The 21,625-nt window shown below is 46.6% G+C and carries 17 protein-coding genes; 9 read left to right on the forward strand and 8 right to left on the reverse strand.

The window, feature by feature from the left end; translation table 11 throughout:
- Positions 1-517: 517 nt before the first annotated feature.
- From PSE7367_RS10185 to PSE7367_RS10195, 3 genes are read left to right on the forward strand one after another with little or no spacing between them, the layout of a single operon-like run.
- Positions 518-2,614, forward strand: a complete 2,097-nt coding sequence (locus PSE7367_RS10185) for a SpoIIE family protein phosphatase (RefSeq protein WP_051037936.1) — start codon at positions 518-520, stop codon at positions 2,612-2,614.
- A 5-nt stretch (positions 2,615-2,619) separates the two neighbouring features.
- Positions 2,620-3,561: an IS5 family transposase gene (locus tag PSE7367_RS10190; protein ID WP_015163958.1), complete on the forward strand. Its 942-nt coding sequence runs from the start codon at positions 2,620-2,622 to the stop codon at positions 3,559-3,561.
- A gap of 11 nt (positions 3,562-3,572) precedes the next feature.
- Positions 3,573-4,793, forward strand: coding sequence for a WD40 repeat domain-containing protein (locus tag PSE7367_RS10195; RefSeq protein WP_225882648.1), 1,221 nt, complete (start codon positions 3,573-3,575; stop codon positions 4,791-4,793).
- Positions 4,794-4,947: 154 nt separating this feature from the next.
- On the opposite strand, the gene PSE7367_RS10200 is transcribed toward PSE7367_RS10195, so the two are convergent.
- Both PSE7367_RS10200 and PSE7367_RS10205 read right to left on the reverse strand, forming a co-directional pair.
- Positions 4,948-5,484 carry a Uma2 family endonuclease gene (locus PSE7367_RS10200; RefSeq protein WP_015165271.1) on the reverse strand — a complete coding sequence of 179 codons (537 nt, stop codon included), beginning with the start codon at positions 5,482-5,484 and terminating at the stop codon, positions 4,948-4,950.
- 118 nt (positions 5,485-5,602) lie between these two features.
- Entirely contained in the window at positions 5,603-7,450 is a 1,848-nt protein-coding gene (locus tag PSE7367_RS10205; protein ID WP_015165272.1) for an N-acetylmuramoyl-L-alanine amidase, read from the reverse strand.
- A 410-nt stretch (positions 7,451-7,860) separates the two neighbouring features.
- Here PSE7367_RS10205 and PSE7367_RS10210 point away from each other — a divergent pair, with 410 nt between their 5' ends.
- Positions 7,861-8,490: a Vat family streptogramin A O-acetyltransferase gene (locus PSE7367_RS10210; RefSeq protein ID WP_015165273.1), complete on the forward strand. Its 630-nt coding sequence runs from the start codon at positions 7,861-7,863 to the stop codon at positions 8,488-8,490.
- Positions 8,491-8,492: 2 nt separating this feature from the next.
- Here the strand turns inward: PSE7367_RS10210 and acs are convergent, their stop codons facing one another.
- Complete coding sequence (acs, locus tag PSE7367_RS10215; protein ID WP_015165274.1) at positions 8,493-10,463, reverse strand: acetate--CoA ligase; 1,971 nt, start codon at positions 10,461-10,463, stop codon at positions 8,493-8,495.
- A gap of 375 nt (positions 10,464-10,838) precedes the next feature.
- Between acs and PSE7367_RS21550 the strand changes: the two genes are divergently transcribed.
- Positions 10,839-11,560 (forward strand): IS1 family transposase gene (locus PSE7367_RS21550; protein WP_156800356.1). Its coding sequence is split into 2 segments (ribosomal slippage): positions 10,839-11,145 and positions 11,145-11,560, totalling 723 coding nucleotides; the frame shifts between segments, so codons are not numbered across the junction.
- Positions 11,561-11,675: 115 nt separating this feature from the next.
- On the opposite strand, the gene gghA is transcribed toward PSE7367_RS21550, so the two are convergent.
- Together gghA and PSE7367_RS10235 are read right to left on the reverse strand one after the other, a co-directional pair.
- Entirely contained in the window at positions 11,676-14,126 is a 2,451-nt protein-coding gene (gene gghA / locus PSE7367_RS10230) for a glucosylglycerol hydrolase (protein ID WP_015165275.1), read from the reverse strand.
- Between the two features lie 131 nt (positions 14,127-14,257).
- Positions 14,258-16,666: a GH36-type glycosyl hydrolase domain-containing protein gene (locus PSE7367_RS10235; RefSeq protein WP_015165276.1), complete on the reverse strand. Its 2,409-nt coding sequence runs from the start codon at positions 16,664-16,666 to the stop codon at positions 14,258-14,260.
- Positions 16,667-17,210: 544 nt separating this feature from the next.
- Here PSE7367_RS10235 and PSE7367_RS10240 point away from each other — a divergent pair.
- Complete coding sequence (locus PSE7367_RS10240; protein ID WP_015165277.1) at positions 17,211-17,579, forward strand: hypothetical protein; 369 nt, start codon at positions 17,211-17,213, stop codon at positions 17,577-17,579.
- Positions 17,580-17,842: 263 nt separating this feature from the next.
- Here the strand turns inward: PSE7367_RS10240 and PSE7367_RS10245 are convergent, their stop codons facing one another.
- The 3 genes from PSE7367_RS10245 to PSE7367_RS21555 form a co-directional block, all read right to left on the reverse strand.
- On the reverse strand, positions 17,843-18,193 hold the full coding sequence (locus PSE7367_RS10245) for a hypothetical protein (protein ID WP_015165278.1): 351 nt from the start codon (positions 18,191-18,193) through the stop codon (positions 17,843-17,845).
- Positions 18,193-18,534: a DUF5674 family protein gene (locus PSE7367_RS10250; RefSeq protein WP_015165279.1), complete on the reverse strand. Its 342-nt coding sequence runs from the start codon at positions 18,532-18,534 to the stop codon at positions 18,193-18,195. Before PSE7367_RS10250 ends, PSE7367_RS10245 begins: the two co-directional genes overlap by 1 nt.
- 72 nt (positions 18,535-18,606) lie before the next feature.
- Positions 18,607-19,328, reverse strand: a protein-coding gene (locus PSE7367_RS21555; protein ID WP_156800374.1) for an IS1 family transposase whose coding sequence is annotated in 2 segments (ribosomal slippage) — positions 18,607-19,022 and positions 19,022-19,328 — 723 coding nt in all. Because the reading frame shifts where the segments join, the coding sequence is not laid out codon by codon here.
- A 64-nt stretch (positions 19,329-19,392) separates the two neighbouring features.
- On the opposite strand from PSE7367_RS21555, the gene PSE7367_RS10265 reads away from it, so the two are divergent.
- The 3 genes from PSE7367_RS10265 (at position 19,393) to PSE7367_RS10275 (ending at position 21,624) form a co-directional block, all read left to right on the forward strand.
- On the forward strand, positions 19,393-19,809 hold the full coding sequence (locus PSE7367_RS10265) for a hypothetical protein (protein ID WP_015165280.1): 417 nt from the start codon (positions 19,393-19,395) through the stop codon (positions 19,807-19,809).
- Between the two features lie 384 nt (positions 19,810-20,193).
- The gene (locus PSE7367_RS10270; RefSeq protein ID WP_015165281.1) at positions 20,194-20,793 is read left to right on the forward strand and encodes a type IV pilin-like G/H family protein; all 600 of its coding nucleotides are present in this window, start codon (positions 20,194-20,196) and stop codon (positions 20,791-20,793) included.
- A gap of 252 nt (positions 20,794-21,045) precedes the next feature.
- Entirely contained in the window at positions 21,046-21,624 is a 579-nt protein-coding gene (locus PSE7367_RS10275; RefSeq protein WP_015165282.1) for a type IV pilin-like G/H family protein, read from the forward strand.
- Position 21,625 lies beyond the last annotated feature (1 nt).

Genomic DNA, 21,625 nt, shown 5'->3' on the forward strand with positions numbered 1-21,625 from the left:
TCGTTAGATCGTTTCTAGATCGTTCAACTGTTCTTCAAATATTACTAATTTCCAAATTTTTGAGTTTTTGACCATATTTTGACCATATGCTTAGAACCAGCCAAGCCATAAAATAGAACGATCTAGACAGTTTAGCAGCTAAGTTTTACAGTCAATAATATATGTAATTTAGCAAGATGCTTTTCAGGTAAAATTAATTAGCTGGAATTGGGTTCGCTTTGCCCTATCTGTGATTACGTGATGTATCCATGCGTAAGCATATTCATAGACACACTTGCATAATCATCATAATTATGCGATCGCCGCTTGTTATCTAATTATCCAGTTTGGTCAATCATAGATATATAGATCCAAATACCTATGCCATATCTATGCCAGAACATTAGCAATTTGGCTTGGCTCTATGTTGATTGTTGATATTAGGGTTTAATTGTGATTGATGGTTCAACTGTTGTCAGATAACTGCCGCATCATGATTAGTTGGCTGAAGCTATTTACGGTTTACTAAAGCGCCTCCATGGAGCTAGACTACGTTTCCACCTCAGATGATTTGTCCAGTGGCAGAATGCTGCAGCGCAGTCTGTTGCCGCAAAATTTGCCTGGCTACCCTGGCCTGGATATTGCGGCCGAGGTGTGGACGGCGGTTGATTTGGGTGGGGACTATTATCAATTTTTAGAACAGCCAGGAATTCTGTCGGTGGCGGTGGCTGATTCTTCCGGCAAGTCGGTGGCCGGTGCAATCCATGCGGCTCTATTTAAAGGGCAACTTGATGCCTATGCCCAGCAGGGTAAATTACAGAACCCGATCGCGGTACTTGAGTCCCTAAACCAACTGCTCTGTAGTGCTCGCACTGAAGATGCCGTGGCACTTTCCTATGGAGTATTAGATTTGGGTAGCTATGACCTGCGCATCGGTAGTGCCGGGATGCCAGGGCCGATTATTTACCATGCCGCTACGGGTAAATGCGAAGAGTTAGTTAGCCCTGGAATTGCCCTGGGGCGGTTTGCCGATACTCCCTACCGCACCATTTCCCGATCGCTGGCCGAAGGCGATGTGGTGATCTTTTACAGCGATGGTTTAAGTGAGGCGATCAATCCAGAGGGAATTGAATTTGGGGAATTGCAAGCCGATGGCTCATCACCACTGATGCAGGCAATCCAGAATTTAGGCAATCGCTCGGCAGCGGCAATCCGCGATGGGCTGAAAGTAGTTCTAAGTGATTTCTCCGATCGTGAGTTGCCCGAAGACGATGTATCGATCGTGGTGATCAAGCTTGACCAAAAGGTGCCGCTATCCCAATTGATGGATTGCCCCTACCAGGAAGCAATTAGAATCTGGCGGCGATCGGAAGAAAAAGATGAATCGGCCCTGTTACGCGGCGCTCGGTTGGATGAAGCCCTGGCTTGGTCAGATGGCCGCAACCTTTCGCCAATCGATCGGGAATTCTTGGAAGCATCGCGGCGAGTCAACGAAAAAGAACAACTCCAGGCCGAACGGGCAGCAGCAGCCGATCGCCTCGAAAAGCTCAGCCAGGACTTGGCCAAAAGTCTACAATCGGAGCATATGCATCGGCTGAAGGCCGAGATGGGCGAATTAAACGAGCGGATCGTGGCATTGACCATGTCTTCCGAGGCGCTGTTTCTATCCCATAACCACCTGGAAGCTCTGATGGCCAGTGTGATCGCTGGTGTCCAACTCAAGCGGCTTACTACTCAGCTCAGTGGTGAATCATTAAAACTAAAGGCCAATACCCAGATCCGCACAATCACCGCCCTAGAGCAGGTGGTCTATGGCATCCATGAATATAATCGGTTCGAAGGGCATGGCTATTGGGTCAATGGTGTGGCATTTCGGAATGATGGCAAGGTTTTGGCCTCTGGCAGTAGCGATCGCACGATCAAAATTTGGGATGTGAACGGTACGCTGTTGCAAACCCTGTTTGGCCATACCAACTGGGTTACTAGTGTAGCCTTTAGTCCCGATGGTAAAGTTCTGGCCTCCGGCAGCCGCGATAACACGGTGCGATTGTGGTTGGCCGATGAAAATGGCGTATTTGCCGATAAGCCCTATGAGGTGCTCAAAGGACATGACGGGCCAGTATTAGACGTGAATTTTAGCCCCCATGGTGATTTAATTGCTTCCGCCAGCGAAGATACTACGGTCAAGTTGTGGAAAACTAATGGCGCTAATGTTAAAACTTTGCGTGGTGGCCATGAGCGCTGGGTTAACTGCGTTGTGTTCAGCCCCGATGGGCGGACGGTGGCCTCTGGTAGTGCCGATCGCAGCATTATTCTTTGGAATACTAGCGGCGTTGTGCTTAAAACCCTCAAAGGGCACGATAGCTTTATTGAGAGTATTTCCTTTGAACCCAGTGGCCAAGCCCTGGTTTCTGCTAGTCGGGACAAAACTGTCAAGATTTGGGGCAGCGATGGCGTGTTGCTACAGACCCTCAATGGTCATGAAAATCGAGTTTGGGGGGTAAGTTTTAGCCCCGATGGCAAGCATATTGCTTCTTGCGGTTTCGATCGCACAATTCGGATCTGGAACATTGAAGGCGAACTGCTGGCGTTGTTGCATAAAAGAAACGGAGCGGTAGGTTATGGTACGTTTTAACTACCATGAAAAAACCCCCACAATACCGCGTCCGCAACTGGCAAGAGTATAACAAAAGCCTCAAACAGAGAGGAAGTCTAATTTTCTGGATTAGCAAGGAGGCAATAGAGATGTGGCTAGAGCCAGAGCGATCCGGCAACAGAGGCGCATCAAACAGATACAGTGACCAAGCGATTGCGACGATTGCGATGCTCAAGAGCATATATGGATTGGCAGGCAGACAAGTCACCGGTTTGGTCGAATCATTATTTACCCTGATGAACATAGACTTACCGGTGCCAGACCACAGCACAGTTTCAAGACGGATGGGCAAATTAGCGATCGAGTTACCCCATCAAAAGACTCAGGCAGCGAGACATGTGGTGGTTGATAGCACCGGCGTGAAAGTTTACGGAGAGGGAGAGTGGAAAACGCGTCAGCATGGCATAGGTAAGCGTCGCACCTGGCGTAAAATTCATCTGGGCGTAGATGAGTCAAGCGGTGAAATTCTTGCGGCAGCGGTTACCAGCAACCAATATCATGATGGCCAAATTCTACCTGAACTGCTTAATCAGATTGAGGATGAAATTAAGCAAGTATCTGGGGATGGTGCGTATGACCATCGTGACTGTTATGATGCAATCTCTGCTAGACAAGCCCAGTCAGTAATTCCACCACGCAAAAATGCCAAAATTTGGCAACATGGCAATTGTAAAGCACCACCGCATCCGCGTGACCAAAATTTACGGCGCATCCGTAAGGTTGGTCGTGCCAAGTGGAAACGAGAGACTGGCTATCATCGGCGCTCACTGGCAGAGACTACTATGTTTAGATTGAAGACTATTTTTGGCGGTAAGTTACGCTCACGAAATTTTGATAATCAAGCGGTGGAGCTGTTTTTACAGTGCGTGGCTCTTAATCGTATGATGATGCTATGCAAGCCTGATTCTTACCTGGTTGAAGACTAAATTGGAGAATCTTGGCAGGAGTATTGTCCCTTTCTTCGATTCATGCAACAAAGCCCGAACTGCTTAATATTTTCAAAGGCCATGGCGATGTTGTGAATAAGGTTAAATTTAGCCCCAACGGCAAAACCCTGATCTCCGCTAGCCGGGATACCACCCTAAAGCTCTGGAGCCTAAAAGGAGCGCCCCTCAAAACCCTGGGTGAACATACCGACGATATCAACTGTGCCACCTTTAGTTCCAATGGCTATATGATCGCCACCGGCGGTAGGGATAGCATGGTGCATCTGTGGCAATTTAACGGCAAGCTCGCTGCAAAGCTGGAAGGTCATCGAAATGCAGTTAATAGTGTTTGCTTTAGCCCCGATGGTAGCATTCTTATTTCCGGTGGGATCGATAGCAGTTTTATTATGTGGAACTGCGCCAAGGGCAAAATGATCGATGCCTTTGGTGGTCATCGCGCTGAAATCCACGACATTATATTTCGATCGGATGGTCAGGTTTTTGCTACTTGCAGCGCCGACAGTACGATCAGGATTTGGCAGGCCGATGGCACCTGGTTGCAAACCTTAAATGGTCATACGGCCGAAGTTTATAGCATTGCCTTTAGCCCCGATGGCAGCAAGTTGGTGTCGGTCAGCAAAGACAAAATTATTAATATCTGGAACTGGGACGGCACGATGCTGCACAGTTTTGAAGGCCATAGCGCCGAGATTTTTAGTGTTTGCTTTAGTCCCGATGGCAAGCGCATTGCTACAGGCAGTATGGATCAAAGTGTGCGGATTTGGAGCGTAGATGGGGCATTGCTAAAAACCCTCAATGGTCATAGCGCCGAGGTAAACACAGTTTGCTTTAGCCCCGATGGCAAGGCGTTGGCTTCCGGCAGTGAAGATACCACTGTCCAGCTTTGGGGTATGGATGGCACCTTGCTACGCACTTTTACTGGCCATAGTGCGCCGGTCAAAAATGTTAGCTTTATGCCCGGTGGGAAGGCGATGATTTCTGCTGCCGCCGATCGCAAAGCAATTATGTGGAATCTGGATCTAGAGAATCTAGTAATGCGGGGCTGTAGCTGGTTGCAGGAATATTTGAAAAATAATGGCTATGTCTCGGAAGAGGATCGCCGCAATTGTATTGGTGGCTGTAAGTGGATTTATCAATATATGCGATCGACTGCCAGTGAATCGCAAATTAGCCAGATCAGTATGATTGCTAAGACCAAACCCCAGGAGTAGTTAGCGCTCCTGCGCTCCTGTTCCACCGCCGCCATTAACCAGGCTATGATTCCATCTGCTATGTCCTTAGCCAACCTATTTCTGGTTGCTTGATTATTGGGATCGCTTAGATTAAAAACCTGCGATCGCTAATTTAGATCTATTTCTATTTCTTCTATTTCAACCAGGCAAAGAGCTGAGCCGCACTCAAATTTAAATCTAAATCTGCCAAGGCAGGAATCAATCGATCGCCACTCACACATACAGTTGGCTCACCGCGAAAGTAAACAAAGACTAATTGTTCATCTGGATCGATCAACCACCCCACTTCAGCTCCCGCATCAATACAGGCCAAAATGTTCCGGATCACCCGCGATTGCTTTTGATTGGTTGAAAGAATTTCGATCGTCCAATCGGGAGCACCAAACAAAGGCTCATTTTTAGTTGGTTTGCGTGAGGCACCAATTACAGTAATATCTGGCACTATGCTGACTGCACTAAGCACACAGCGCAGCTCTGGGAATGCCAAATATTGCCCCTGAGCCGCCTGGTCGATCGCATTGGGCAAGTGACGCTGAATCACTGAGTGAAAAAAACTGGGCATTGGCTTTTGCTGGGCAGTGCGATCCACATAATTCCAGGCGGGTGATTCTTCAATATATGGCAGTTGCAAAAACTGTTCCAGGCTCAACTGAGTTGCGACTTGAGACATGGCCAACCTCCCTCAAGATTCAAAAATGAATATGCGCAAACTATCTTTGCTAGTCTAACAAGTTAAATCTGAGCTGCTGCTTAATTAATCGAACACCATCAATAGTTAGTTAGTTAAGCTAGTCCTCCGCCACTGCTGACATTAACCAGGCCGCGATCCCATCTGCCGTAGTCTTAGCCAACTCCTGCTGCGCCTGCGGATCGATGATCCATTCAAATTCCTCTGGATTGATCATAAACCCAAACTCCATTAACACTGAGGGCGCAACTGTGGGCCTGGCCAGCGCCAGATTATTCCAGAAAATGCCATAGGTGGGGCGATCGAGTTCCAGCACCAGGTAGTCATGCAAAAAAGTAGCCAGATCATGACTTTGGGGGTGATACCAAAAGGAACCAATCCCCATCGTGTTGATCGCATCACCATTATCGGGCAAGGCGTTGTAATGCAAGCTAACCGCGATCGCTGGTTCTAGCTGCTCAATCATGGCTACGCGATCGGCTGGGAACAAATCTTCATCGCCATTACGGGTTAAATAAACCGTTGCGCCTTGTTTGACTAATTCATCCCGCACCAATTTGCCCAGCACCAGGGTGACATCTTTCTCTGGATAGCCGGTTGGCCCCCTGGCACCAAGATCCTCGTTGCTACCATGTCCTTGATCGAGCAGGATTTTTACCCCTTGTAAAGGCTGAGCCGAATTATTTGTATCCACGGCAGGTGGATGCTTAAGCGAGAGCACCAGACTGGTGCCGCGATATTCCAGTTTATAGCCCCATTGTTGTTTAGGTTTGAGCTGAATTTTGTATTTCACCCGATCGCTATCGCTACTTATTTGCTGCCAATCAAGCCGTTTGATTACTGGGTCTTGCCCCAATAGCGCCGTATCGGTTTGGGCAGTAACGTTGTGCAGGGTAAGTTTAAGTTGGCGATCGCTCTGCAATACCGTCACAGGTACTGGTGCTTGTAAAGGGAAAATCAATTCTGTCCAGCCAGCCACAATTTTGCGTTGAAAGCCGCGAATAATTGAATGGGGTAGTTCCTGGTTAGTAACAGTGGTTTCCGACTTCTTGATCCAGCCGCCATAATCCAGACGCAGCCAATCGCCCTCAAGGCCATTGATCGCCGCCTTGGTGCCCTGGGGTAAAGGGGTAAGACGTGAGTAGTTAGTGCCAGGTCCAGTGCGAGCGACACCAGCCTTGGCGGTTACTTCGGCAACGGCCAGGTGATCTAAATCAAGGATTTCGATCGCTCCGGTGGCTTTTTGCTTGACCGTGTTTTTATCCTTAATCACGGTGAATTCCGGCTGACCCAATTGGCCTATTTGTTTGAAGGCCGTGCAGCCTCTGTAGATTCCTGTGGCGGAGCTAACCTGAGGCTGGTTTAAATTAGTCAGCACCGCACTATTGGCAGGCAACTCCACATTCCTTGTTGCTGGTTTGAGCGGTAAAGTCTGCGATCCCAGAGCTAGTTGAACTTCTGCGTTGGGGGTAGCGATCGCCTCAAAACAAATTCTTTCCCCTGGCAATCGGGCAATATTTTGTTGGGGAGCAAGGGATTTGGGATCAAAGCCCAGTTCAGTTGGTGGGCTGGTTTGCTGGTTTAATCTAGTTACCACCAGATCAATAGTGCGATCGCCATGACTCAGCTTAAAAATATTCTTGCCCACCACCAGCGGGAATGAGGGCGCAAAATGCCCTGCCTCACTGCGATCGATCGGCTTACCATTCACTAATACTTCACCACCAATGGGCGCAGAGCCAATTAAAAAAATTTGATCGCTAGAGGTCTTATGCTCAGCAGGTGGATAGGTTAGATGTAATTCACTTACTGGTAATGGCTGGGGTGGTTGGTAGGTGGGCACGATTTGTTCTTGCGCACTGATGCCATGATTAACTACTAAATTAAAGCCCAGGGCGATCGACATCGACAAAACCATTACCAACAAAAAAGTCCAAATTCGTCTCATAACTCCTTACTGTCTCATTGAAATTGCTAGCCCTAATTTTTGATTAATGCCACTAGCAACAAATTAATCCCCAATTAGCAAGCTCTTGATGTCTGATCCCGTTGATATCTCATTCCTATGGCCAGTTATCTTGCTAATAATTAAACTAATTAAACTATCCCTAGGGTCAGGTAGACCAATGGTAATGATTACTGAAAGTCTACAATCAAGCTGATTTAGTTCATCTGCAATTGTGCCAGAGGATCCAGGTGATTTTTAAGTGCGTCTTCATATATAGATATATAGCCGATCGCCAGGGTTGGCGAAATCTAAACTATGTTCTAAACCAAGATATAACAAAGGAGCAGAGTCACACTAGATCCAACCAGGATTTTTTTGTTTTCTCCGCCAGTTGTGAGCAAGGTCAAAATATGCCATATCCCGATCGCCATGAACCCTACCCTATGCCTGGTTTCCCGCAGGTTTGCTTTATTAAAAATATAATTAACAACCCCAATATCATCATTGGTGACTATACCTATTACGATGATCCAGAGGATGTGAAAAACTTTGAGCGCAATGTGCTTTATCACTATCCGTTTACGGGGGATAAGTTGATTATTGGCAAGTTCTGCGCGATCGCCCGTGGGGTTAAGTTCATTATGAATGGTGCAAATCACCAGATATCTGGGTTTTCTACCTATCCGTTTTTTATTTTTGGCCAGGATTGGCAACGGGTGCAACCCAAACCAGCGGATTTCCCCTACAAGGGCGATACGATCGTCGGGAATGATGTCTGGCTGGGTTATGAAGCGGTGATCATGCCGGGGGTGAATATTGGCGATGGCGCGATCGTGGCGGCTAAATCAGTTGTGACGAAGGATATCCCGCCCTATGGGATCGTGGGTGGTAACCCTGCTCAGGTGTTGCGGTTGCGGTTTGAACCAATGGTGATCGAGAAACTGCTGGCGATCGCCTGGTGGAATTGGGAGATCGCCAAAATCACCCGTAATCTGGAGCTAATTATGGGTGCGGACCTTGAGGCATTGCAAAGTTGTTAAAACTAAGCACCCTCACGCAGCTTATCCAGAATCGATCGATCCTCCAGGGTCGAAGTATCGCTAGTGATCTCCTCGCCTGCGGCCAGGGTACGCAATAATCGCCGCATAATCTTGCCAGAGCGGGTTTTGGGCAGGGCATCCGTAAAGCGGATTTCACTGGGTTTAGCGATTGCGCCAATTTCGCTGGCCACATGCTGCCGCAAGTTGTCCGCCAGAGTATCAGTATGAGCCTGATCACCCTCCAGGATCACAAACGCAGTCACGCTTTCACCTTTAATTTCATCGGGCTTGCCCACCACTGCCGCCTCCGCCACGGCCGGATGGGAAACCAGCGCCGATTCGATCTCCATTGTGCCCAATCTGTGTCCGGCCACATTGATCACATCGTCTACGCGCCCCATCACCCAGAAGTAGCCATCTTGATCGCGCCGCGCCCCATCACCAGCAAAATAGACATACTTACCGTCTTTGGGCGGGATATGCTCCCAATAGCTGCGGCGGAATCGATCGGGATCGCCATAAACCGTACGCATCATACCTGGCCAGGGATGGGTAACAACTAAATAACCGCCCTGATTGTCTTTAACTGAATTGCCCTCTAGATCCACCACATCGGCAATGATGCCAGGAAAAGGCAATGTTGCAGAACCAGGCTTGGTGGGGGTTGCGCCTGGTAGCGGCGTAATCATAATGCCGCCAGTTTCCGTTTGCCACCAGGTATCCACGATCGGACATTTTTGTTTACCAATCACGCGGTGATACCAGATCCAAGCTTCTGGATTAATTGGTTCGCCCACTGTACCCAACAACCGCAGCGAGGAAAGATCGCGGCTATTGGGAAGATGATCGCCCATTTTAATAAAGGCGCGGATCGCCGTGGGCGCAGTGTAGAAAATATTCACACCATATTTTTCCACCACATCCCAAATACAACCTGGATTAGATGGTCTGGGCGCTCCCTCATACATCAGGCTGGTAGCACCATTAGATAGGGGGCCGTAGACAATATAACTATGTCCCGTAATCCAGCCCACATCAGCGGTACACCAGTAAACATCGTTGTCTTGCAGGTCAAAAATCCACTTGGTGGTCATGTGGGTATAGAGGTTATAGCCACCGGTGGTATGCACCACGCCCTTTGGTTTGCCGGTGCTGCCAGAGGTATAGAGAATAAACAGTACATCTTCGCTGTCCATTGGTTCGGCAGGGCAATCGGCCGATACTTCCTTTTGCAGGTCATGCCACCAGTGATCGCGGCCTGGCTCCATCTTCAGATTTTGGGCGGTACGTTTGACCACCAGGACATTTTCAACCGTAGGCGCAGCGTTATCAGCTAAAGCTTTATCAACCTGCTCCTTGAGTGGCACGATCGCATCCTTGCGCCAGCCTCCATCGGCGGTGATTACCAACTTGGCAGATCCATCATTGAGCCGATCGCGCAGGGCTTCGGCACTAAAACCCCCAAACACCACACTATGGGGCGCACCAATTCGAGCACAGGCCAACATGGCGATCGCCGCTTCGGGGATCATCGGCATATAGATGCCAATCACATCACCTTTTTTGACCCCCAATCGTTTGAGTGCATTGGCAAACTGGCAAACTTCGCGGTGCAATTGAGCATAGGTGAGGGTGCGCGAGTCGCCTGGTTCCCCTTCCCAGATCAGGGCTGCTTTGTTGCGTCGCCAGGTTTTCAGGTGGCGATCGATGCAGTTGTAGGTAATATTAATCTTGCCGCCAGCAAACCATTTCACATTGGGCGGTTGCCAATCCATTACGGTGTGCCACTTTTCAAACCAATCCAGCTCGGTTTCCGCCAGCTCTGCCCAAAAAGCTTGGGGATCGGCTTGGGCTTTGGCATAGATTTCTTGATATTTATCCAGGCTATTAATCCGGGCATTTTGGGCGAAATCTGCACTTGGCGTAAATACCCGATTCTCGGTCAAGATCGATTCGATCGTGGGTTCAGACATAGTGGTAAATAGTGGTTTTATTAATTTAGATTATTAATTTAGAAATTCAAGAAACTCAGACTAAGCGAGATTAAAAATGATTGATAGCAATTTGGGGTAGAACTGAAGAGAGTCTAAGGGCAAGCCCAGTTAGAGCTAAATCTAAATTGCCATAACTGAGCCTAAAACCCTAAAAATGCAACATGGTCTTAACACTTGTTGATCAGTTAATTTAATTGCAGAGATAGTTCGCCGGACTTAGTGATAACTTTGTAATAACTTTTCATCATGGTCAACTGCGCCAAAGAATAACTGCGCTCAGGACTAACTATTTGATATTCCGGTAGTCATGCAGAAGTAAGGATAATGGGATAGAAGATACAAAAATTCTCTCTCATGGATACATCTAAGCTAACTTGTCCAAGATGCAATTCACTCAAAATTGTCAAAAATGGCAAAATTCACAACGGTAAACAAAACTTCAAATGTAAACAATGCAATAGACAATTTGTAGCCAATTCTAAGAAGAAATATATCGCTAATGAGACTAAAGCTCAAATCGACAAACTTCTGCTAGAGAGGGTTTCACTCGCAGGTATTGCCAGAGTTGTAGGTGTATCACCAAGATGGCTACAGCAATATGTTAATCACAAATATGCTCAAGTGCCCCAACAAGTGCAGGTACAGGCTAAAAAAAAGGGCACTTAACCATTCAAATGGATGAGCTGTGGTCTTTTGTAGGCAAGAAACGAGTCAAGGTTTGGGTTTGGTTAGCTATAGATGTTAATACTAAGGAGATCGTAGGAGTGCATATCGGGTCTAGAGATGAGGTTGGTGCTCAAGGATTATGGCAGTCTTTACCACCCGTTTATCGACAATGTGCGGTTTGTTACACTGATTTCTGGCGTGCCTATGCTCAGGTAGTTCCGAGTATGCGTCATCAACCAGTGGACAAAGGTTCAGGCTTGACAAACAAAATTGAGCGATTTAATTGCACTCTTAGGCAAAGAGCTTCAAGACTGGTTCGCAAATCTCTTTCTTTCTCGAAAAAGTTAGCTAACCATGTTGGCGCTATCTGGTTATTTGTGCATCATTACAACTCATCCTTACTTGTATAGCACTACCGATATTCCATATCCCCAATCATTAATAGCTACTTAATGATCACCATGATCACCGTTCAGTTGATTAGTTCAACGCATGTAGAGCAATCGATCGCCCCACTGACTGCTTCTAATCGCCAACATATCTAAGTAGCAATGCTTCGGTATCTTTTAGCTCAAACCGCCGCAAATTAGCCAATCGATCGCCATCATTTAGTCCTGGCGAAGCTACCGCAATCTGCCACTTGGTCATATCCAGTTGCAGCCAATCGCCCAGGGTGATCGTGGTTGTTTCTCCGCCCATATGTGACACCATCATCACTTTTTCATTGGGGTTATCAGGATTACTACGAATGCCAAAGTAAATGATCCGATCCTTGCCAGTAATCCGATCGAAGCGATCGTTACCCATGCTCATATTTTTGCGCAGCCAGGTATTACTACGCCGGAATTGGCGCAATTCATAATTAAACTTGGCCTGAGCCGGATTAACCTTGTCTTCATGCAAGGCCACATTACACACTGTGTAACAATCTTCCATAAACAAACGCGCAAATTTCTTCAGACTGCCCACATCTAATCCCTGCAAAAACGGTGTTCTAGCTGTGCTATCGCCCGGCTGATCCAAAGCACATTGACAGGCAATCAGCACCGCATCTAATTCATAATCAACCGCCTCCATGCTGTCTTGCAGGGTTTTGCCAAATTGCTTCAGCTTGGCCAGGGTATCAAATCCCAGCGCTTTCATCTGCGGGAATAACCCTTCCCGTTCATATACTTCTGGCTCGACCTGCCAATCTAGAAAACCTACTTCTTCGGAAACTACCTTCACGCCGTAGAGCGCATCGGTGTTGCGGAAGAACATCCAGGGGGCATGGGCCAGGGCATTGATAAAATCCATTGGTAAACCAGGACTGAATCCATATACCCACAGGCTCACTGCTGGATTGTCATAGCCGCGATGCAGCACTTCTGGCAGGGTTTTGCCTAAGTTCCAGTTGATTTGGACTTTCTCCGTATCAACCTGATTGCCACGCCGCACCGTATCGTGATTGCCGCAGCCCGTAATCCAATAGTCACCGCGATCGAGCACTTGCTTGATCCGCTGCCACTTGGTGTCCCAAAACCCATACATCACCGGTGTGTTGTGGGCAAAAATTAACGGCCCCCATTGGAACGAACCGGGTTTGGTTTCGACCATATCTCGATAGGTGGACGTATATTCCCAGCCCTGTTGCGGCCAGGGGCGACCATCTTCGTAGATCGTCACCATCAAGCGCTTATAGCCACCCACTTCCTGCACCACATCACTCATGGCGATCAAATAGGCATCGTCGTGCTTTACGGTTGAGGTGATCGGATCAAAGAACAATAGATCCTGAGCGCCATCGATTCTAATCCCATCGACACCGGTATTAATCTTGCGCCGCTGGGTTTCCAGCAGGATCGCCCGCACCACTGGCATCTGGTGGTTGAGATCCTGACCATACATATTGGGCCCCTTGAGGAAGTGATTATTCAACACCTCCAGCCCCTGGTTATCGGTGTGGCCATAGACAATGTCATAGATGACTTGAATCGGCCCTGCGGAGAAATTATGCATGGTGGCGATAAAATCTACCATTTCGTGGGGGCGACCACTGCCCAGCACCGTCACGTTGGTTGCTGCTGCGCCCAGGCCAGGGATGTCATAGCCCCAGTTCTGGGTGGTGGGCTTAGTCAGGTTAATTTCTACAATCTGCTGCCCATCCTGAATTGACTCAGAGGCGATCGCAAAGAACTCCCCCAATGGCCGCTCTTTAACGTGATACTCGATCGTGGGCTCGACTGGTAATAGCTGCACCGCATCATAGCCGACAAAGTTTTGTTCATTGGCAGTGAGGGGCAAATTATCAGCCAGCTTAGTAGAAATATGGCCATAGAGCTTGGTCAATCCTTCGATCGTTCCTGCTACTGTTGCTGTGCCCGTATGGATTTGGAGAATATTTACGGGAGGGGGCAATCGCCGCACATGGTTTGAGTCCTCGGCGATCGAAGTCTGGCGAAAATAATCTAGATCCTGGCGCTCCCGTTGAATCGACTCCATGTCGTATAGCTCTGCTGGGGCAAAGATGCCAAAGGGTAGCGAATGAGCCATCACATCCCGAATAATTTTGACGTTGTCCTGGTTGTCAATGTAGCGCACCCAATAGAGTGCTCCTGCCCGGTTGCGATCGCCAGCCTGCATTCCTTCGACTACGCCCCAAAGGTATTCTCCCCGTTGCTTGAGGCGCACCTGTTGAACTTGGAATTTAATCGTCTGCGATTTGGTGCGAAAATCAATCGCTGCGATCGGCGTTAACACCTCCAAGTAAACAGAAGTGGGTAAAATCCTCTGTGCCAATAGCTCAGGGCACCAGAACCCTAGCTGGGTTGTACCAGCGACTTGGTAGTTAGCACCTAGTTTGGTGGCAAGCTGCAGCGATTTCTTGAACACAGAGTCTGACGAATTCTCAATTTCCTGGACTGATTCAATCAGTTGATTGGTGGCAGTTTGATTGAGGCTTATTTTAGTAAAGGTTGAAGAGGTATTAGCGGTCATAGTCCTGACAGGTTAACTTAATAGGCAGCTTAAACTAATTCGGGGTTGGACTTCTTCAACATGAAGCTTTCTTAGAACTTGGCTTGATTTTTACTAAAAACTGTTGCGAATCGTTAACATTTGCTAATAATTCATCCTAGCTCCACCTCGATCGCCAATTGTGATTCCGCATAGTCGCCAGGATCGATAAAATTCCCCTCAATAAGCTGACCATTGATGAGCATGGTTTTGACACCGGAGTTTTTATGCTTTGGATTATGCACGGTTAGATCTAAAACCTTGCCCCGAAACGATCGCCGCGCCCTAAAACCAGGCCAATCAGCGGGAACATGCGGATCAATGTAAATGCCATCTAATCCGGTTCGGAAACCAATGATATGGCCAATCCCCACCCGCAACATCCATACCGCCGTACCCGTCAGCCAGGAATGACTGGCCTGCCCATCGGTGGGATGTTCTGGACTGGTTAAATATTCCGCATAAACATAGGGTTCGACTTCATAGCGATCGATATTTTGAGCCGAATTCAATGGCATCATCCGTTGATAGATCTCCCAACCCAGCTCCACCTGGTCATTCAGCAGTGCCGCCAGCACAAACCAGGACGAAGCATGGTTAAAGATCGCGCCATTTTCTTTTTTCCCAGGTACGCAGCGACTAATCAAGCCAATGCTGTCATCGATCTGACGGTAGGCAGGATAGACAATTTGCATTCCATTGGGCTTAGCTAAATACTTGTGACAGGCTGCCAAAGCGCGATCGGCTCTTTCTTTGGGAGCCAGACCAGAAATCACCGCCCAGGACTGGGCATTTAAGAAAATTTTGCCCTGCTGGTGATCATCGCTGCCAATTACCGCGCCATTATCCCGAAATGCTCGCACATACCAATCGCCATCCCAGCATAGTTCGTTTACCGTCTGGCCAAGTTTTTGATAAATTGTTTGGAAACGGTTGAGGTTTTCCCGATCGCCCTGTGCCTCAATCAGCTCTAGACTAATTTTGAGAATATAGCCCCAGAAAAATGCCCCCCAGATTGTTTCGCCCTTGCCCTGAGTGCCAATGTGATCCAGCGTATCGTTCCAATCGCCATTCATGATTTTGGGCATACCGCGATCGCTCAGTTGGCTAGCCACATAATCCAGCGCCATGATCAAATGCTCATATACTGTGCCAGCACCAGCATCGTGATAGGGCACTGTTTCCGCCAGAATCGAAAAATCTCCCGTTTCCTTGAGATATTCCACAATCCCAAATGGAACCCACAGCGGCGTATCGGAATGGTTGGTTTTTTCGCCCGTGCCAGTTAGCTTGAAGAAATTATGCAAAGTTGAGCCATCGGCAAATTGATATTGCAACGCATTGAGCAAACGCGATCGCACCCGCTGCGGCTCCACCATCACCACGCCCAAAATATCCTGGAATTGATCGCGCATCCCCGTGCCAAACAGCAAACCGCCATGATAATAGCCCGCATTCCTGGCCATATCGAATGTAACCGCTGCCTGGTATTGATTCCACACATTCAGCATCAGATTGAATTTGGGATCTGGTGTATCTATTTGTACCTGACTTAAATATTGATCCCAGCGATCGGTTAGCTGAGTGAATTTTTGATCGATCAACCCTAGATCATTTAAAGGCTCGATCGGTTCAGATTTCGGCGTAACTCCAAGTATTACTGCAAAATCTTTTGTATTTCCTGCTGCAAGCTCCAACTCAGACTGCAAAGCCACGATCGGATCACCGGCCGTAATTTCGGTATTGTGCATTACGCCAGTTTCCACCGATTCAGGATTGGCCTCCGATCGCCACCGCCCAATAAATGTATCGAGGCTGCCATCAAACCCCTTGACTGGCAGGGTTTGCGTAAAATATAGCCGATATTGCCAATCAATATTAGGCTGCGCCACCGACACCTTTTTATTCAGCACCCAATAGCGACGGGTGGCGATCAATGCTTGTTTGGTCTGGTCAAAATGAATATCAGTGAAATGTTTATCATTGGGCTGATTGATTAAGTCATTCAGGGCATTGCCCATCAGCAACTCAGTGAATGAATAGATTTCTAATTGACGCGGCCGATCGCTCAAATTAGTGAGCCTCACCCGCCATACTTCCGCATCATTGTCAGTGGGCACAAAATAAGTAATCTCGCCCCGAATCTGGTTAATCTCAGTGATGATTCTGGTGTAGCCCTGGCCATGATGACACTCATATAAATCATAGGGGCGATCGATCGTTGGTGCCCAACTCAGTGACCAATATTCACCCGAAGCTACATCCTTCACTAATACATATCGACCAGGGCGATCCCACGGCAAGCAGTTATAGCGCATCCGGGTGAGGCGATTGTCACGGGGGCTATCCAGGAAGCTAAACCCACCACCAGTATGGGAAATTAAGCCAGCATAACGCCCATTCCAGATGTAGTTAAACCAGGGGCGCGGCGTGCGTGGGTCGGTGATGATAAATTCACGCCCGTCCTGGCTAAAGTAACCGTACTTATTGCCTAATTCACTGTCTAGTTCTGTGCTGAACATGGCTGGCCTGCTAATCATCTGGGCTAATTGTTGAATTTATTAAAGTATTCCAACTACAGCATATTTCAACCCAAACTAGGGCAAAAGCAATATCACACATCTAACGCTGAGGCTAACACCAGGAATGGATAGCGCATAGATAGCCCCGAATTAAAATTCACTCAAGTCCAAACCCAAGTATTGCCTAAATTTTGACCGAAGCAACGATGATTGCTGTGGAGATAGCATAATGAACTACTCGCTACAATCGCTGTGGGGAGTTACTGGAATTGAGATCTGGGTTCCGGCGGGTCGTTTTTGCTTGATATTGCTATTTTCATCTCAGGTAAAGGTATTCAGGCGCAATGATTAAACTAGGCGTTTAATCGTTGGGTTCATTTATTTTAAGATCTGTGCTGGGAAAAGATTATTGATTTTGAGATCGGCAATTTGAACAGCCACTCAACCTGAGATCTCAAATCAAATGCATTTTGCGCGATCGTTGGGGGTGATATTTCTATGCGAGCACTCCTAAAATGATCAGCAATGAGTGATTGTGTAAAAAATGAAGACCCAGGCCACTATTGCTGAAAGCCCGAAAGCTTCGATCGAATTGCCGATCGATTCTCTGGTATTTAACGGCGTGTTATTTTTGCTACCCATATTCATTGGCATATTTAGCTGGCTGTTACTCAGATATATCAACTCACTTGATCAGCAGGATAAGAAACAGACAGCAAGACTTGATGCATTTGAACAGGATATCCAGAATATCGAGAAAAGTTTACTTGAGACCAGGGCTGATGCTGCCGAGAAATATGTGCATAAGGTTGACTGGGTAAGAGAGATGGAAAAACTGGAGGCCACTTTAGAAAAGGTGCTCGATCGCCAGAATGATCTCAATGATAAGTTTGACCACTATGTGCGCAAATAATTTGACGGATGATGAGTTAGCCCATCAAGTAACTTGATAACTTGATGGTGTACCGATCGCAAGAGCCTTGGATATAGTCTGTCAAAAAGTGCCAGAGCAATTGCGGCAAGGGCATAGAGTTGATTATGACCAGGTGGCTACTCATAAAAAGACTTTGACTGCAAAACCTTGGAAGCCAGCGATCGGGTTTGTGCGTAGAGGATGATAAAGGATGTTTCCATCCCTTTGATTTGGCGTAGGTAAAAAAGCTGCTGATAATTTATTCAGGCATAGCTATTTTCAATAATTAGATAGCCAGCCATTTGCAACAATCGATCGGATTGATTGCAGGTATGTAATGCCAGGATATGTCTGGCTTGCTCAATCGGGAAAGTGCTGCGCCAAGTCAGCAACTCTCTCTGCATTGCTGCTAATTCCAGATGAAACTCAGTGGGGACATTAGAAATACAATGCTCGATCATCACTGCTCCTTCACGCAGCAGTTGTATGGTGAGCTGGTCATATTGTTGATTAGTTGTCTTTGAGGCGATCGTCTTTAAAGTCGATGCCAGATTACCTAATTGCTGCTGCCAGGTAAGGGTTTTATAGCTTTCTAACTTATGAGTGACTGTCATTAGGCGATCTCCAGTAATTTTCGAGTTATGGCTTCGACCTGCTCCCTGATATCAGAATCTTGCAAAACAGTTGAGTTATTTCCCTGGCTGGCTCTGAGATTAATAATTGATTCAAACTCAACTTCTCTAGTTGTAGGATACCAATCTGCTCCCCAGATATTTTTTTGAAGGCAACCATAATTCAATAAAGCTTGCTCACAATCAAAATGTAGCTCACCACCACCAGCAAGGAACTGCCTATCGATATCGACAGCTAATTTGATCCTGAGTCCATAGTAAATCTCTGCCATCTGCTCAATTTGTTCAATTGTGGCTGGCTGCTCAATGATTAGAACTGTCAAATTGATATGACCTGGTGTTTAACAATTAATCCTAATTAAAGGTAGCAAAGTTAATTTAATTAATGGGTAGTGCTATACAAGTAAGGATGAGTTGTAATGATGCACAAATAACCAGATAGCGCCAACATGGTTAGCTAACTTTTTCGAGAAAGAAAGAGTTTTGCGAACCAGTCTTGAAGCTCTTTGCCTAAGAGTGCAATTAAATCGCTCAATTTTGTTTGTCAAGCCTGAACCTTTGTCCACTGGTTGATGACGCATACTCGGAACTACCTGAGCATAGGCACGCCAGAAATCAGTGTAACAAACCGCACATTGTCGATAAACGGGTGGTAAAGACTGCCATAATCCTTGAGCACCAACCTCATCTCTAGACCCGATATGCACTCCTACGATCTCCTTAGTATTAACATCTATAGCTAACCAAACCCAAACCTTGACTCGTTTCTTGCCTACAAAAGACCACAGCTCATCCATTTGAATGGTTAAGTGCCCTTTTTTTTAGCCTGTACCTGCACTTGTTGGGGCACTTGAGCATATTTGTGATTAACATATTGCTGTAGCCATCTTGGTGATACACCTACAACTCTGGCAATACCTGCGAGTGAAACCCTCTCTAGCAGAAGTTTGTCGATTTGAGCTTTAGTCTCATTAGCGATATATTTCTTCTTAGAATTGGCTACAAATTGTCTATTGCATTGTTTACATTTGAAGTTTTGTTTACCGTTGTGAATTTTGCCATTTTTGACAATTTTGAGTGAATTGCATCTTGGACAAGTTAGCTTAGATGTATCCATGAGAGAGAATTTTTGTATCTTCTATCCCATTATCCTTACTTCTGCATGACTACCTACATTAGATATGCGGTTGTATGGGGCGTTACAGGATAGCAGCCATGACTGGCGGATGCTTTTCCCCCGTGCAGTTGGCGCTGGTGCTGCTACAGGTTTTTTTGGTGCAACTGACACTAACCGAATCGACCATGGTGTCAGTTTAAATACTTCTGGTTTTTTTGACCTGGTGAGTTTTCACTCAGTAGGTAGTCTCTTGAAAACTTATAGCAATGGCTCACAAAGTGATGCCAGCACGATCGCGGTCACCAACCCGCCAAACATCGAATTTTATGCCTTTGCTTTTAACAATGCGGGGACACCAACCGGCTATTTAGATTCGATCCTTAGCTTTATGTTTTTTGGCGGAGAGATGATTGATGCCCAGATCGTCAATTTGCACGACCATATTTTGACTTTCCAGCAAGCTATGTCAAGAGCTTCCTAGCCAAAAGTGAGATCTCAAAATGAATGTCGCGCTACATTGAAACACGAAAATTTGCTGCAATCACAAATATTTTAGAGATTCAGTCATTTGAAATGCGATCTCAAACCTATTAATTTTGCGATCTCAAAATGAACGACTCGCTACACGCTACACACACCTAAAACCTCGATTTTGTGACTTTGCACTACCCTTACTCAGCGATCGGCTAAAAAATGCAAATAAATTTCGATCGCTAAAAAGTGCTTGACATAAGCTTTTGAGGATAAGAATCACTAATTCAAAAATTTTTTTTTGTAGGTGATGATATCAACCGTGAGAAATGAGGGTAAGTTGTAAACGCGACTGAAAACATACTCTACTCTAAAAAATACACGGGACGAAATCATGAAATCCGAATTCAAAGCAAAACTACTAAATCATCTCCTCAACAGAAAGAACGCCGAAAAAGGTTTTACCCTAATTGAGCTTCTAGTTGTCATCATCATCATCGGTATTCTCGCTGCGATCGCTTTGCCTTCCTTCCTCAACCAGGCCAACAAAGCACGTCAATCTGAAGCCAAGACCTACGTTGGTTCCATGAACCGCGCTCAGCAAGCCTACTTCCTCGAAAAGCAGCAGTTTGCATGTAATGATGACTTTGGTTCCCTTGGTTTAGGTATCCCCTCTGGTACTGATAATTACGGTTATTTTATCAACCCTGTAGCAAGTGCAGCTTGCATTGGTGCAGTAGTTGTAACTAATCAAGCCCAACCTGCAGTTAATGGTGCCGTCGGTGTTACCACTGCAACTGTAAAGGCATACATTGGTGGTGTAAACATTGCTACTCCACCTGCTAGCAGCGATGCAACAACTCTAGCTACTCTCTGTGAAGCTGATACTGCTCCTGTTAATAACCCTGCTCTAGTTGGTACCCAAACATTTCCTGTTGTTGCTGCTGCTACTCAAGCACCTCAATGTCCTGCTAACTATCAAGCTATCAACTAGTTTGATCCTGGCTTAATACTAATTGCCACTATTAAAGCTGGCCAGAATCTGGTCTTTGTGGCTTATGAAGTGGGTAGATATTGCTCTGCCCACTTTGTTTTTAAAGAGAAATCTTGGAAACAGAGCTATCCTTAATCAACCAGTTTTCCCTGACTGTTATGGCAAAAGATGCATCATAATTCGATCGCTTCACGTACTTAAGACTGGCAAAGTGATTGAAAACTATTAATGTCATCTGGAACTGGGGGAAAGATGAAGTTTGAGTTAAAGTACAAGCTAGTTGAATATCTATTGAACAGGCAAAATAATTCGTGGTCAGAAAGTCATGGCTTTACTCTGATCGAGTTGTTGGTTGTGATTGTAATTATCGGTATCCTGGCAGCCATTTCACTGCCAACATTCTTAAACCAAGCCAGTAAAGCCAGGCATTCTGAAGCAAAGACATACGTCAGTGCAATGAATCGGGCTCAACAGACCTACTTTATCGAGAAGCAACAATTTGCTTGTAATGCTGATATTGGTTTTCTTGGACTGGGCATTCCTGCTAATACCCCTAACTTCAATTACGAGATCGCACCGGGTACTAATTGCATTGGTGTTACGGGGATCACCAATCGCGCCAGACCCCTTCCCACGCGACCGCTTAAAGCGCACCTTGGTGGGGTAAGCATCTCTAATTCTTCGGCGATCCTTGAAGCTACCGCCTTGTCCACACTTTGTGAAGCCGATCAAATTGCCTCTATTGCTGGTGCTCCACAGGGCACCGAAACCATGAACTATAGTACTGGTGCTGCTCCGTCTTGCCCAGCTAATTACTTGGCGATCAATTAAA

Origin of the sequence: Pseudanabaena sp. PCC 7367, assembly GCF_000317065.1 — a bacterium.
Classification (GTDB): Bacteria; Cyanobacteriota; Cyanobacteriia; order Pseudanabaenales; family Pseudanabaenaceae; genus Thalassoporum; species Thalassoporum mexicanum.